Genomic DNA, 14,192 nt, shown 5'->3' on the forward strand with positions numbered 1-14,192 from the left:
CCGGATTTAAATTTAATCTTTTTAGGTTTTGTAAATTTGGGACACTTTTTATCTTTTCTCATTTTGAAAGAAGAGATATTTAATTAAAATCAAATTTAAAATGACTACAAAATACGAACAAATCCCAAGTTCTCTATTCGTAAAAAACAGAAAGAAGTTTGCCGAAAAACTGTTGCCAAAATCTTTAGCGGTTTTCAATTCCAATGATATTTATCCTATCAGCGCAGATTCTACAATGCCTTTTCAGCAGCATCGTGATATTTTTTATCTGAGCGGCGTAGATCAGGAAGAAAGTATTTTGTTGATTTTTCCTGATGCTTATCTGGAAGAGAACCGTGAAATCTTATTTTTGAGAGAAACCAATGATCATATTGCAGTCTGGGAAGGCGAAAAGCTGTCTAAAGAGCAGGCTTTTGAAACTTCAGGAATAAAAACTGTCTATTGGCTAAGTGATTTTGATAAGATCTTCAAAACGTTAATGTACGAAGCAGAAAATGTTTACCTTAACAAAAATGAACATTACAGAAGTTCTGTAGAAACCGAAACTCGCGAAGATCGATTTATCAAAAAAATTAAATCCGATTTTCCGATGCACAATTATAAAAGAAGTAATCCGATTCTTCAGCGTTTGAGAAGTATCAAGGAACCGAAAGAATTAGCATTAATCCAAAACGCCTGTAATATCACCGAAAAAGGCATTAGAAGGTTGCTAAGTTTCATCAAACCAAATGTTTGGGAATACGAAATCGAAGCAGAATTGATTCACGAATTCGTGAAAAACAGAAGTAAAGGATTTGCTTACACACCAATCATAGCAAGCGGAAATAACGCCAATGTTCTGCATTATATTGCAAATAATCAGCAATGTAAAGATGGTGATGTAATTCTTCTGGATGTTGGTGCAGAATATGCGAATTATTCAAGTGATTTGACCAGAACGATTCCTGTAAACGGCAGATATTCCGACAGACAAAAAGAAGTTTATAACTCTGTTTTACGTTGTAAAGTAGAGGCAGAACAGCGTTTGGTTGCCGGAAATAACTGGCACAGATTCCACAAAGAAATGGGCGAGCTTTATACCTCAGAATTGCTTCAGTTAGGATTAATTGACAAGGCTGACGTCCAGAACGAAGATCCAAAATGGCCGGCTTATAAAAAATTTATGATGCACGGAACGTCTCACCATATGGGATTGGACACGCACGATTACGGAATCCTAACTGATGATTTTGTAGAAAATATGGTTTTCACAAACGAGCCAGGTTTCTATATTCCGGCAGAAGGTTTCGGCGTGAGAATTGAGGACGATTATGTAATCCAAGCTTCCGGATTGCCTTTCAACTTAATGGCAAATATTCCGATTACGGTTGAGGAGATTGAAGACTTAATGAATTCTTAAAGTAGAAATTATAGTTTAGATGTTAGAATTTAGATAAATTCAACTATAAAATTTCATATAAAAAAATCCCGATCATTTAATTATTGATCGGGATTTTTGTTTTATTAAATCAGATTATTTTTTGAAGAATTCCATCAGATCCATATAGTTTTTCTGATTCACGCCGTGTCCGGCCATATATTCTCTGAAAGAAAAATAAGCACTGAGGTCATAAAGCAGTTCAGCACCTTTTTTTGCCCATTCCAGAGGAATTGCAGCGTCGTCTGTTCCGTGCGAAATAAAGAATCTCAAATGCTCCAGTTTTTTCTTGTCCTTCACAATGTTTTTCAAAAGTCTGTCTTCCGGGAAAGTGCTTAGAAGAGCCACTTTAGAAAACAATTCGGGATAATGCAAAGCCAGGGAATAACCAATCATTCCGCCTTGGCTGAAACCGCAAAGATGCGTTTTATTGTTCGTCAATCCATAATGGTTGGAGACTTTCAGAATATTCTCCAAAACTTGCTTCACAGCTTCTTCCGCCTGAGGCTCGTCAAGGAAATTCTCTTCACTCATAAAATCGATATCAAACCAGGCATATCCGCCATTATTTGCATCTCTTGGAGCGCGAAAACTCACGACCAGCCAATTTTCCGGCAGAGTCGGGACAAAGCTGAAAAGATCCTGCTCATTACTTCCATAACCGTGAATCAGAAACAGAATTGGTGTTTCCGGTGTGATATTTTGAGGTTCTCTTACGAGATATTGTAAATCCATATTTTAAAATTTTGTACAATTGTATAATGTAAAAAGTACAATGTATTTTCATTAATTATTTTAAATTACTGAGACGATGAAATAATTCTTTTTCCCTTTTTGGATTAATAAGAATTTCCCGTCGATCAGATCACTTTCAGAAACCGAATAGTCTTCGTCGACTTTGGTTTTATTAATAGAAATTGAGTTTCCTGCAAGTTCTCTTTTTGCTTCTCCTTTTGATTTTAAAAATCCTGTTTTTTCTGAAATCAAATCGACGATATTGCTTTCGATAACGTCTGATTTGGACAATTCTTTTTGAGGAACGCCATCAAAAACCTGAAGAAATAATTCCTCGTTCAGACTCACAAGATCTTCCGCAGTTGACTGTCCGAAAAGGATTTGGGAAGCTGTTAACGCTTTTTCATATTCTTCTTTTCCGTGAACCCAGATTGTTACTTCTTCTGCTAATTTTTTCTGAAGTTTTCTTTCGTGAGCAGCAGTTCTGTGCTCTTCCAGAAGACTTTCAATTTCTTCTTTTGGAAGGAAAGTGTAGAATTTGATGAATCTTTCTGCATCAGTATCAGTTGCATTCAGCCAGAATTGGTAGAATTTGTAAGGCGAAGTTTTCTTGGCATCCAACCAATAATTCTCTCCACTTTCAGACTTCCCGAATTTGGATCCGTCTGCTTTTGTGATCAATGGAACTGTTAGTGCAAAAGCTTCTCCACGGGCTTTTCTTCTGATCAATTCCGTTCCTGTTGTAATATTTCCCCACTGGTCGGATCCGCCCATTTGTAGTTTCACGCCTTCGTTTTGGTAAAGATGAAGGTAATCATAGCCTTGTAAAAGCTGGTAAGTGAACTCTGTAAAACTCATTCCGTCCACACCTTCTTTTCCGGATAGTCTGTTTTTTACAGAATCCTTTGCCATCATATAATTCACGGTGATGTGCTTTCCGATGTTTTTTGCAAAATCAAGAAACGTGAAGTCTTTCATCCACTCATAGTTATTGACAAGAATCGCTTTATTATCTCCATCACCGTCAAATTCCAAAAATCTTGATAATTGATTTTTAAGACAATCTACATAATAGAGTAATGTTTCTTCGCTGAGAAGATTACGCTCTGCAGATTTTCCGGAAGGATCACCAATCATTCCTGTGGCGCCGCCGACCAAAGCAATCGGTTGGTGTCCGTGCTGTTGGAAATGAGCAAGAATCTTGATCTGGATCAGACTTCCGATATGCAAAGAGTCCGCTGTCGGATCAAATCCGATATAGGCTTTGGTCAATTCTTTATCCAGTTGTTCTTCCGTTCCCGGCGTCATATCAGAAAAAAGTCCGCGCCATTTCAGTTCTTCTATAAATGCATTCATTGTCTTAAAAAATTTTCGTGCAAAGATAAGAATAAGTAATTGGACTTTATTTGTGGTCTTAAAAATTACTGTTGAGATATTTTATATTATGATTTACATAACAAATATTCATTATTATAATAATAAAATGATTAATATCATATTATGATTGATTTTGTATAATTTTAATCAGTTTTTTATTATGTTTGTAAAAACACAATAAAGATGAGGATGTAGACCAGGTAAAAAATTTTAACAATGAACAGGATTTTAAATGCAAATGTATTTTTTCTAATCTCTTTTTTTTCAAGCTGTTTTTTTAATTCCCAGGTAAGACCAAATATAATCTATGGTGATTATAGTGGTTACTGGACTTCTCAAAATAATACAGCTACTTATGTTACTGCGCAGGATACCAATAATTTAATTGGATTTAATGTTGGAGGGACAAATTATGCTACCGGAGTCAACAATGCGGCTTTAACATCCCACGGGGTGAGTTTTGTAAACGAAAACTACAGGGCTTTTCCTACGGCTTTCAGTGTTACAAGTACCTCTACAAACTTTCTGATCGGTATTCCAAGATATGTAAATGGGGTACTCCAGGATCAGACAAACAAACCGTCACTCAGCTGTGATACATCTTTGGGATATTATCTTAGAGACGGTCTCAATGGTTTGGATCTAAGTACCGCCGTGTTTAATATTCCTACACAGAATCTGACATTCTTTGTGAATGTATTGGCAGATATTAATCCAACATGTATAGATGATAATATTCCGGATATAATCGTCACTCAGGTGGGTGCGCCAAGTACGAACTTTGATGTCTTTAAATTTACTGATGCTGCCGGAAACACCGTCGGCGTTCAGAAAGATGTTAACTTTTCTACCATTACACCATCAGGAACGGCTTTGTGGAGTTTTTATTTTGCCGGAAACTGTCCCCATAACTACAATAGTGGAAGCGGATTTTCCGGGACTACCAGAGATATCCGTGTTTTGACTTTCAAACTAAGTGACTTTGGCATCACGTTGTCCAATTATACATCTGCTCTCAAATTTGTGCAGGTATTATCCGGAGACAGTGATGTTGCTTTTTCTGCTTACAGTACCAATTCTATGTCTATGTATTGTTTGGAAAATGCTGTAACGACAGGAACGGCACTTGATACAAAATCAGGAATAACATCTCTTGGCAGAGCCGGTTCGGAGACATCAACAGATAACTGGCCAATGGTGCGGAAAGGCGGATTTCTTGCTTTGGAATCTAATAAAAAACCATTTATTCCTACCAGACATACTACTGCAGGTTTGGCTAATATCACGAATCCTGTGGAAGGAATGCTGGTTTATGACACAACAGAAAACTGTCTCAAAGTTTATGTAAATTCTACAATCGGCTGGAAATGTTATAACAAAAAAACTTGTCCATAAAATGAAAAAAATCTTAGTATTATCAATTTTTATATTTTTAAAAAGTAATTTTTCAGCACAGGTTATTTTTGGCGATGCTGTAGGAACAGCATCCGATAAAACATCTGTTTTGATGGAGTTTTCCAATGCAGGAAACAGAGGACTTATTCTCCCTTATGTTACCGACAAATCCGCGATCACAACTCCCGGAAGTATCATTTTGGATGCTTCTACACCAACGGCTGCGAAAGTAAAATATTACAACGGAACAACCTGGATAGATTTAACCGTTCTTCCTTCCAATGTTTCTTCCTATTTGGGAATCCAGCCGACTTCGAAAGAGAATGCCAACGCAAAAGTCATTATCGGGAGCAGCACTTCTTCCGCAGACGGTATTTTGGTTTTAGAATCTACGACAAAGGCAATGGTTTTACCGATCATATCATCTTATCAGAATATTGTAAATCCGGCTCCGGGAACTATGGCAATGATCAACAATGGAGGAATCAAAACTCTGGCCGTCTATAACGGAGAACAGTGGAGTTTTTGGTCGTATTGATATTGTATTTTTTATAATAGTATAATTATAATGTATCAGACCTTTTTAAGGTCTGATTTTTTATTTTAATTAAAATTTATATTCAAGTTAAACTTGGGTGTCATTTGTAAATATCTGCAAACACTTAGCCCTGATGGTAGTGGAAATCCTTTTGTCTCGTCCCAAAAGACGAGGCAAAAGATTGTAACGGACAGCAGGTTCCCGGCTTCTGAAAATTGACGAAAAACACGTAACTTTGTATTATGAATCAGGATACAATCTGCGCATTGGCAACGGCAAACGGAATAGGCGCAATCGGAATAATCAGGGTTTCCGGGGCGCAATCTTTTCAAATCGTGAACAAAATTTTTGAGGGAAAAAACCTGGAAAAGGTTGATTCTCACACTGTTCATTACGGCTTCATCAAAGATGAAAATGAAGTGATTGATGAAGTAATGCTTTCTGTTTTCCACGCTCCAAGGACTTTCACAACGGAAAATTCTGTGGAGATTTCTTTTCACGGCTCGCCTTATATTGCTAAAAGAATTCTGGAAGTTCTTATCCAGAATGGTGCGAGAATGGCAAAAGCCGGGGAATTTACGATGCGTGCTTTTATGAACGGAAGAATAGATCTTTCGCAGGCAGAATCCATCGCAGACCTGATTGCATCCGATAATGAAGCATCCAGAAAAGTGGCTCTTAATCAGTTGAAAGGAGGAATTTCTCAGGAGATCTCAATTCTTAGAAATGATCTTTTGAATTTTACTTCATTAATAGAATTGGAGCTGGATTTTGCAGAAGAAGATGTGGAATTTGCGGACAGAACGGCTTTGAACCAATTGCTTAATAAAATTGAATTAAAATTAAGTTCATTGATTGAGAGTTTCCAATATGGAAATGCCATCAAAAACGGGACTGCCGTTGCGATTATTGGTAAGCCAAATGCTGGAAAATCGACTTTGCTAAATGCTTTGCTGAAGGAAGAAAGAGCAATTGTGAGCAATATTGCCGGAACTACGAGAGATACAATTGAAGAAATTCTGCACATAAAAGGTAATGCTTTCCGTTTGATCGATACAGCAGGATTACGCGAAACTGCAGACGAGATTGAAGCAATAGGTGTAAAAAAAGCCAAAGAAAAAGTAGATTCTGCTGATATTTTAATTTATTTGGCAGATGCGGCAACAGAGGATTTCTCGGAAGATTTTGAGATTTTGAAACCGTTGTTGAGGGACGACCTTAAATTGATCATCTGTGCGACGAAAATAGATGAAGTGCTGCCAACAAAATATGAACTTGTGGAAAAAGCCTTCCGAGATGAAATCAATTCTGACTTTGACTTTATAAAAATCTCAGCGGTTGAGAATCAGAATATTCAGGATCTTAAAAATGAATTATCCTCGTTTGTTGAGCATTTGAAATCAGAAGAAAATAATGTGATCATCACCAATCAACGTCATTTCGAAGCTTTGAAGAAATCATTGGATTCTGTGCAGAGAGTGGAAGAGGCGGTCTCCTCTCAGATCACAACCGAGCTTTTGGCCTATGAACTTAGAAATGCTTTGGAGTATCTTGGTGAGATATCTGGTGAGTTTAGCAATGATGAAGTTTTGGGGAATATTTTTTCTAAGTTTTGTATCGGGAAGTAATCGCCATTTTCTAAACACCATAATACAACTATACAACCCGCATTAATAAAGGAAAATCAGAAAGTGTTAAGTGACATTTTCTGACATTTGTTGACATATTTTATACCACTAAATGTGATACTCCGTTGTTTTTAATCTCTAAAAAAATGAATTTTAGGATACTCTAAGAGAAATTTAAACGGTAAATAATCGTAGATACACGCAAATACCGCTAAATACAGGGAGAGATTATTAACATATAGAAAATCGGAAAGTATCAAATGAGCAGTAACATTAGGATTGAGAAGATTTGTATCTTCTGCAAAGAGAAATTCATCGCTAAAACATTCTCTACAAAGTATTGTACTCACAGATGTAATCAAAAGGATTATAAGAAGAAAGTTAAGGATGAAAAACTCCAAAAATCAAAAGAGGAATTTCAAACAGAGGTAAAACTCAAACAACTTAAAGTGGTTTCTATTGAAAATGTTCAGAAGAAAACATATCTTACTATAAAAGAAGTTTGTTTGTTGATGAATATCTCTGAATCTACAATCAGAAAACTGATTAAAAACGGAGATTTAAAAACAATCCGTGTTGGTAAGAAACATTTTCTTTTGAAATCTGAATTAAATAATTTCCGTTGAGATTAATCATCAAACATTCAAAATTTCCTTTGTATTAAATCCAAAAATCGGTTTTAAACAATTTTCAATGGAACAATACAGATTTAAGAATTAAAATTGTTGTAACTTCTTTAAAATCGTTAATGGTGTTTTTAAGTGTTATTTTCTTAATAGTAGTTATTTCTTATTTCCCTTTACTAAATTTTTTCGTTGATGCTTATATACTTATATACCATTGAATATGAATATATTATATAAGTATATATATTATATATAATATATGAGGATATATTTATGTAGTAGTAGAGAAAAGTAATAAGGATATTTAGTAGTAATAGTAGTAGTAAAAATTAGTAGTGGAGTAAAATCATTTAAAACAGTAGTAAATTAAGAGGAGAAATAAAGTAAATCAACCGAAAAATCAGAAAATATCAAAAGAAGAACGAAAATTAAGGAGGAAATTTCAAACCGAAGAGGAGATTTCTGCTGTGAGGTTTGAAATTTTGTAGTTGATTTTCAAAATTTTACGATGATGATAGTATCAAATGATACTATAGAACAAACGGAAATGGATGTTAGATTGATTTTAATATCAAAATTGATGAATTTGTAATGAAATAAAATTTACGATGTAGAACTTTTTTAAAAACAGTAGTTGTATTTTCAAAATAAAAGGAAGGACTTTACACCACTTTACAATTGAGGGAGTCGAAGTTTTTAATAAAGTAAAGAGAATCCGAACAGAAATGTTTGGATTTTTTTTGTTAAAAATTAGGTGAATAACTGATGCAGACTACTACTACTTAACTGCTGTAAGAATGTGGTTAGTTTCACATAGAGAAAGTAAACTTAGAAATTTTAAAACAATGTAATTAGGTTAATACCACACGTTTACTGTTGTCTCCGATGGGAGTTAAGGGGAATGTTACATCACAATTAGTAACAAAACCTAAGAAAAATGAAAATTTATTTAAAAGTCAGAGAGGGGAAACTCAGTAAAAAAAGTATTGAAAAAGGACGGGTAAAAATGAATAGTTTGTTTTTGATGTTCCACGATAGTTCAACCCAAAAAAGAAGTTATGAGTTCTTGAAACTTTATATCTATGATAAACCGAAAACGATAATTGAGAAAGACCACAATAAAGAAACATTACAACTTGCTGAATCTATAAAAGCTCAAAAGGTATTAGAGTTTAATTCGAGAAAACACGGATTTGTAAGTAGTCTAAGCGGTAAGATTGGATTTCTGAACTACTTTAATGAATTGGTTGAAAAAAGATATGATACGGAGGGAACGTACGGAAATTGGTTTAGTACTTTGAAACATCTAACCATTTTTTGTAAAGGAGTAGATATTCAGATTTCCAAAATAGATGAAACATTTTTGGATAATTTTAAGGAATATCTTTTGAAAGAAAAAATATCTAACAACGGAGGAAGATTATCACAGAATACTGCGTTGTCGTACTTCAATAAGGTTAGAACAGCTTTGAAAGAAGCGTATAGAAATAAAATGATTTCTGACAATCCGATACTAAGAGTTAAGACGATAAAGGAGAAAGAAACCAACAGAGAATACCTCACTTTGGAAGAATTACAAAAATTAGTAAAAACTGAATGTGAAGTACCAATTTTGAAACAATCATTCATTTTCAGTTCACTCACCGGATTGAGATTTTCTGACGTAAAATCTTTGAAGTGGAAAAATCTCTACTACGATTCTGAAAATGGTTGGATATTAAAATATACACAACAGAAAACTAAAGGAGTGGAGAATCTTCCGATAAGTGAACAAGCTGTAAAACTTATTGGTGAAAGGAAAGATGATGATGTGTTGTTGTTTGAGAATTTAACGTATAGTGCGTACCACAACAAAAAATTACACAAATGGGTAAAAGAAGCTGGAATTGATAAACACATCACTTATCACAGTTCACGACATACTTTTGCTACACTACAACTAACGATGAATACAGATATTTATACGGTTAGTAAATTGTTAGGACATCGAAATCTGAAAACAACAGAAATCTATACGAAAGTAATAGATAAGAAGAAGATCGATGCTGTATCTAAAATTCCTGATTTATATTTGTAGATAAAACTTTATCTATGAATGATATAAATGGAGAACATTCCCAAAATTCTTATTTCGAAGAGTTATCTTATAAAGAATACCAAAAGAGAGATATTCTTAATGAGAACAACGGTAAAATTAATTTCTCAGAAATTAAAGATCGATTGAAAGAAATCAGGAATGTTCTTCCCCATTATAGCAGAAAGGAAATAATATCATTAGAAGAAAAGTTTTATGATATTAAATCTTATGAAGAAAAACTACAATTTTGGATTGACAAGGATTTAGGATTGATAAATACTGATTTATCCTACATAAAAAAGGTTAAAAATAAAAAATTCACGATACCATTTTCAATTGAACCAATTAATGATGTAGAAGATAATTTATACTTTAACTATCTACTAAAATGGTTTAATAAAATAACAGTAAACTCCAAAATAAAATATTTCACTTTTGAAACTCTTAAATCAAATTTAATTGATAGTGGTCAGTTGAGAAAGAAATTAATCAACACAGAATTGAATCAAATAAAGAATCGAATTAATGATTTAATTTCCAACGAACAATTTTTCACACAAAAATTTGTGGATGGTTTTCGTCTGAATCAGAATCTACTTACAGATTTGTATGATGGTTATCTTACTACTGATAAGATTATTATAATAAGTTACTTATTATCACCCATATTGGGTTACTTAGAATATGAAAAGTTCTTAAATCAAAAATTAAAGAATGAAGATTTTATTTCAGAGGTAAGAATGAAATCAGAAGAGAAAGGAGGTAAAGGAAATCCTGTATTGAAAAATTATACATTTAGGAAAACAAATTTTTTTACAACAGAAAATTTAGATAAGTTAAGAATTGAACTTATTAACCAAAGTGTTATAGAAGATATTTCCTTTGATGATTTCAAAGATATTTTCTCTGAACAAGAAGCTCCAAAGGTAAGAAGCAGAATAATTTGGAAGTTAGAAAATAGTCGTTCATCTACAACATACAAAAGATATGACTGGCAATCATTACTTAGTTTGATAAACGAAGTAGTAGAACCCGATTTTGTAACCTATAAAGTAGAAATAAAAGAACTACTAAAATGGTATTTCGATTTCCCCGATAACACACTTTCTAACAAAATTGAAGATTCATTTTCTGATTATCTAACCATATTTGAAAAAAATCATAGGAAATCGACTAAAAAAATGGTGGAAATTTTTAAAAAATTAAATAAGTAATTGATTATCAATAATTATTTAACCCCGAAACTTACCATTTAGAAGATTTCAACCCGACTTAAACTAAATTTTCTTTGGCATAAATATATAGTACAATATTATGTCAAAGAAAATTAATTTTTTACAAAGTGATGAGGTTAGATTCCTCTTTGAAAGAAGAATGCTCACCACAAAAGAAGCAGCCTTTTATTTAGGATTAAGTGTTATAACTGTAAGAAGAAAAGCTGGAAAAGGGGTATTTCCATCATACCGACCAAATGAGGGTAAACTATACTTTGAAATTTCAGATTTGGATGAGTACCTATTGTCAAAACGTAGAAGCAGTGTAGAAAAATCAAGAGAGGTAGCCGCAACGTTGAACTTTAAAGTTTCTAAGAAATGGAAGATTTAATTTTTAACGAATACAAAAATTCTTCGACCACAAATAGTGTGGAGATTTCTGAAAAAAAAATCATCGAAAAAATCAGGAGTGGTTTTGGAATCAAAGGTAAGATTGAAAAAATCAGAAAAGAAATTTTGAAGAATGGAAAATCTGATATTTCAAATAAAGTTAAAACGGAACTGCCTGCATTTATCATTGCAGGTATTTTTTCAAACGGTGGAAGAAGTAAAAATAATTTACTGAATTATTACGGTTGGATGATTTTTGATATTGATAACATAAAAAGTGATGAAGAGTATCAGAAGATTTTTACTAAATTAATAAAGTATCCATTTGTTAGAACAGTGTTTCGATCTCCATCGGGAAACGGGATGAAAATTATTGTGGCAACGGATAACAAAGATTCAGGGAAACACACAGAACTCTACAAAAAATTGATGAAACATCTTGAATCAGTGTTAAATATTAAATTCGATTCAACTTGTGATGTTAATCGGTTGTGTTTTTACTCCTATGATCCCTATGTTTATCACAATGAAAATTCAGAAATCTTTAAATTTGGAACTTTAGAAGAAAATTTTTCAAATGAAGTATCTCACGAAAATATTTTTGAGACTCAATTTGTAAATGAAATTAAATTTGCTATAGATTTTACAAATAAGGTAACAAAATTTCGCAATAATAATAGAAATAATTACATCTATTTATTAAGTAAAAATTGTTGTGGTTACGGATTAGATAAACAAAATGTAATCGACTATTGTATCATTAATTTTAGCGATGAGGATTTTGATGAAAACGAAATTATATTAGCTATTGAGAACGGTTATCAGGAGAAGAAATCTGATTTTGGAAAATGGAAATCTAAATTGGAACGAGATATTAGAACGCCGAAAATTGAAAAAAATGAGAATCGAGATTCATCCAATATTTATGATTTTGAAAAATTATTTTCGAATGTAAATTCAACATTTTTGAAAAATTATAGTGATATACTGAACCAATTGAAAAGTGAAAAAGATAAGGAAATGTACAACTTAGGAGTAAAAACAACTTTGAAATCAATTTTTAACTTTGAATAATTAACCATTGAAAGTTGGAGTTTATTGTACGAAGTAATATCTTTACACTAACAAATAAAAAAGAAAAATATCGAATAAATAAAATTTAAAATACTCAACATTAGCGAACTGTTTTCTGTCTTTGAAAAAGTCGAAATTTACATTATCCACAGGAAAAAGTTTAGCAAATGTTCAAGTCTATGGCTTGAGCGTTGCTTTACTTTGTGGATAAGGGCTTCGACTCCCTCAAAGACAGGTAGAGATTAACGTCTCAAGCCTGTTTTTTTATTTTTATACCACAGAATAAGGTTTTCCGTAAAGATTGTTGAGAAAAGATTTATAAAATTGAAACTTAAATAAGTGAACTATGATAAAATTTTTATACTTAGCAATGGTAGGAGTTACTGTTCTTAGTTGTAATTCAGAAAATCATCAACACGATGGTTCGTATTCTATGAGCATTCAGATGTTTGGAGTAAGTGTTAATTCAAAAACAGATTTGATTATCAACGGAAATAAGATAAAATACACCGATAAAATTTTGAATTGTAAACAGTATAACGACAGGATTGAAGTTGAAAATGGTAAGATGATTTTTACTGTTATTGATGGAGACTTAGTAACAAACTTACCACCATTGGGTAAACTCCGATATGCATTGATTTCGGGGGATAATAATTTGAACCAATAATTGAATAACACAATATTTTTAGAATTTAAAATTATGAGAGTAAAAATATTAATAACAATATTGATATTGAAAGTTGGTTTTCTATTTTCGCAGGAGTTTGGGAACTTCTCAAATATTGAAAATTTCTTCAACTTAACAAAACAGGAAGTAGAATTTAAAATTAAGGATTCGGGTTATCAGTTTAAATCAAAAGATAAATCGGGGAATAATACCTACGTAAAGAAAAATTCTACATATACTTTTGTGGTTACTACAATATTTAAAGGGAATCAGTTGAAATATTTTAGTTGGAATGATACTGTGATGAGAGGACAATTTATTGTTAGTGATATTGGATATAATCCGAGTTATAAAATTGATGAATCAAAAACTAATGATTACATCGGTGTTTATACATCTGTATCCGCTGAAAAAGATTTACAAATAAATATTTTCAAAACACAACCGAATCTACAAAAAGGTATGATTGCTTTCAGTTTGATGAAGATTGGAAATAAAAAAATTACAAATACAAACGAAAAAACAAATATAGAATCTCCGAAAGAAAATACTATCAGTGATTTTTCGATATTTACGTATAATAAGTTAATTGATAAGAATTATTATGAAGACAATGGAAGTATGTTTTCTGACCAATTTAAAGAATATTATTTTTTATATGGTGTTGTGAAGAAAGTAATAAAAGATAATGGAGGTACTGATTATAAAATTCACATAACCAAAACTTCTAAGGAATTTGATGATTTACACAATGATATGAAATCATTTGTAAATACAGATATTGTTGTTAATGTAGATCCAGATGATTTGTATGATTACAGAGGTAGAATAAAAGATGGATGGGAAAGTAGATATGATTTAAGTTATAATGATTTCAAAAAACTAAAAGAATTGTTGGTAGAAGGAAGGAAGATTAAATTCTCTTATGTTGAAGGAGGTGGAGGTTCTCTTGGAACTGCTACTGAGGGAATGTTCTTTTTTAATTATATTGAAAAGATAGATTAAAAGTATTGTAATATGCGTGTATAACATCCTCAAAAATCAGTTTTAA

General features: G+C 32.4%; 13 protein-coding genes. 11 read left to right on the forward strand and 2 right to left on the reverse strand.

Translation table 11 applies throughout. The features are described 5' to 3' along the window. Positions 1-100: 100 nt before the first annotated feature. Positions 101-1,399 (forward strand): aminopeptidase P family protein, encoded by a 1,299-nt coding sequence (locus tag ACFJGY_RS08710; protein WP_379962958.1) that lies wholly within the window; start codon positions 101-103, stop codon positions 1,397-1,399. A gap of 114 nt (positions 1,400-1,513) precedes the next feature. Here the strand turns inward: ACFJGY_RS08710 and ACFJGY_RS08715 are convergent, their stop codons facing one another. Both ACFJGY_RS08715 and tyrS read right to left on the reverse strand, forming a co-directional pair. Next, complete coding sequence (locus ACFJGY_RS08715) at positions 1,514-2,152, reverse strand: alpha/beta hydrolase (protein WP_379962960.1); 639 nt, start codon at positions 2,150-2,152, stop codon at positions 1,514-1,516. A gap of 60 nt (positions 2,153-2,212) precedes the next feature. Further along, positions 2,213-3,508: a tyrosine--tRNA ligase gene (tyrS, locus tag ACFJGY_RS08720; protein WP_379962962.1), complete on the reverse strand. Its 1,296-nt coding sequence runs from the start codon at positions 3,506-3,508 to the stop codon at positions 2,213-2,215. 237 nt (positions 3,509-3,745) lie between these two features. Between tyrS and ACFJGY_RS08725 the strand changes: the two genes are divergently transcribed. The 10 genes from ACFJGY_RS08725 to ACFJGY_RS08770 all read left to right on the forward strand — a co-directional run bounded on the left by ACFJGY_RS08725 (position 3,746) and on the right by ACFJGY_RS08770 (position 14,146). After that, a complete protein-coding gene (locus ACFJGY_RS08725; RefSeq protein ID WP_379962964.1) occupies positions 3,746-4,924 on the forward strand; it encodes a hypothetical protein in 1,179 nt (392 codons plus the stop codon). A 1-nt stretch (position 4,925) separates the two neighbouring features. Further along, on the forward strand, positions 4,926-5,462 hold the full coding sequence (locus ACFJGY_RS08730; protein WP_379962966.1) for a hypothetical protein: 537 nt from the start codon (positions 4,926-4,928) through the stop codon (positions 5,460-5,462). 242 nt (positions 5,463-5,704) lie between these two features. After that, the gene (gene mnmE, locus ACFJGY_RS08735) at positions 5,705-7,090 is read left to right on the forward strand and encodes a tRNA uridine-5-carboxymethylaminomethyl(34) synthesis GTPase MnmE (protein WP_379962968.1); all 1,386 of its coding nucleotides are present in this window, start codon (positions 5,705-5,707) and stop codon (positions 7,088-7,090) included. A gap of 260 nt (positions 7,091-7,350) precedes the next feature. Further along, a complete protein-coding gene (locus ACFJGY_RS08740) occupies positions 7,351-7,716 on the forward strand; it encodes a helix-turn-helix domain-containing protein (protein WP_379962970.1) in 366 nt (121 codons plus the stop codon). Between the two features lie 937 nt (positions 7,717-8,653). Next, positions 8,654-9,793 carry a tyrosine-type recombinase/integrase gene (locus ACFJGY_RS08745; RefSeq protein WP_379962972.1) on the forward strand — a complete coding sequence of 380 codons (1,140 nt, stop codon included), beginning with the start codon at positions 8,654-8,656 and terminating at the stop codon, positions 9,791-9,793. Between the two features lie 14 nt (positions 9,794-9,807). Then, on the forward strand, positions 9,808-11,007 hold the full coding sequence (locus tag ACFJGY_RS08750; RefSeq protein ID WP_379962974.1) for a hypothetical protein: 1,200 nt from the start codon (positions 9,808-9,810) through the stop codon (positions 11,005-11,007). Between the two features lie 100 nt (positions 11,008-11,107). After that, a complete protein-coding gene (locus ACFJGY_RS08755) occupies positions 11,108-11,398 on the forward strand; it encodes a helix-turn-helix domain-containing protein (protein ID WP_379962976.1) in 291 nt (96 codons plus the stop codon). Beyond that, positions 11,386-12,471, forward strand: a complete 1,086-nt coding sequence (locus tag ACFJGY_RS08760) for a BT4734/BF3469 family protein (RefSeq protein ID WP_379962978.1) — start codon at positions 11,386-11,388, stop codon at positions 12,469-12,471. Before ACFJGY_RS08755 ends, ACFJGY_RS08760 begins: the two co-directional genes overlap by 13 nt. A 370-nt stretch (positions 12,472-12,841) precedes the next feature. Beyond that, complete coding sequence (locus ACFJGY_RS08765) at positions 12,842-13,141, forward strand: hypothetical protein (protein ID WP_379962980.1); 300 nt, start codon at positions 12,842-12,844, stop codon at positions 13,139-13,141. A 33-nt stretch (positions 13,142-13,174) separates the two neighbouring features. Then, positions 13,175-14,146: a hypothetical protein gene (locus tag ACFJGY_RS08770; RefSeq protein ID WP_379962982.1), complete on the forward strand. Its 972-nt coding sequence runs from the start codon at positions 13,175-13,177 to the stop codon at positions 14,144-14,146. Positions 14,147-14,192: the final 46 nt, after the last annotated feature.

This window comes from Epilithonimonas sp. UC225_85, from assembly GCF_042695135.1.
GTDB lineage: Bacteria > Bacteroidota > Bacteroidia > Flavobacteriales > Weeksellaceae > Epilithonimonas.

What these genes read in the sequence shown, in the direction of transcription:
- ACFJGY_RS08745 (WP_379962972.1), top strand. Translation starts at nt 8,654, where the DNA reads ATGAAAATTTATTTAAAAGTCAGAGAGGGGAAACTCAGTAAAAAAAGT.
- ACFJGY_RS08770 (WP_379962982.1), top strand. Translation starts at nt 13,175, where the DNA reads ATGAGAGTAAAAATATTAATAACAATATTGATATTGAAAGTTGGTTTT.
- ACFJGY_RS08765 (WP_379962980.1), top strand. Translation starts at nt 12,842, where the DNA reads ATGGTAGGAGTTACTGTTCTTAGTTGTAATTCAGAAAATCATCAACAC.
- ACFJGY_RS08740 (WP_379962970.1), top strand. Translation starts at nt 7,351, where the DNA reads ATGAGCAGTAACATTAGGATTGAGAAGATTTGTATCTTCTGCAAAGAG.
- ACFJGY_RS08715 (WP_379962960.1), bottom strand. Translation starts at nt 2,152, where the DNA reads ATGGATTTACAATATCTCGTAAGAGAACCTCAAAATATCACACCGGAA.
- ACFJGY_RS08730 (WP_379962966.1), top strand. Translation starts at nt 4,926, where the DNA reads ATGAAAAAAATCTTAGTATTATCAATTTTTATATTTTTAAAAAGTAAT.
- mnmE (WP_379962968.1), top strand. Translation starts at nt 5,705, where the DNA reads ATGAATCAGGATACAATCTGCGCATTGGCAACGGCAAACGGAATAGGC.
- ACFJGY_RS08725 (WP_379962964.1), top strand. Translation starts at nt 3,746, where the DNA reads ATGAACAGGATTTTAAATGCAAATGTATTTTTTCTAATCTCTTTTTTT.
- ACFJGY_RS08710 (WP_379962958.1), top strand. Translation starts at nt 101, where the DNA reads ATGACTACAAAATACGAACAAATCCCAAGTTCTCTATTCGTAAAAAAC.
- ACFJGY_RS08750 (WP_379962974.1), top strand. Translation starts at nt 9,808, where the DNA reads ATGAATGATATAAATGGAGAACATTCCCAAAATTCTTATTTCGAAGAG.
- ACFJGY_RS08760 (WP_379962978.1), top strand. Translation starts at nt 11,386, where the DNA reads ATGGAAGATTTAATTTTTAACGAATACAAAAATTCTTCGACCACAAAT.
- ACFJGY_RS08755 (WP_379962976.1), top strand. Translation starts at nt 11,108, where the DNA reads ATGTCAAAGAAAATTAATTTTTTACAAAGTGATGAGGTTAGATTCCTC.
- tyrS (WP_379962962.1), bottom strand. Translation starts at nt 3,508, where the DNA reads ATGAATGCATTTATAGAAGAACTGAAATGGCGCGGACTTTTTTCTGAT.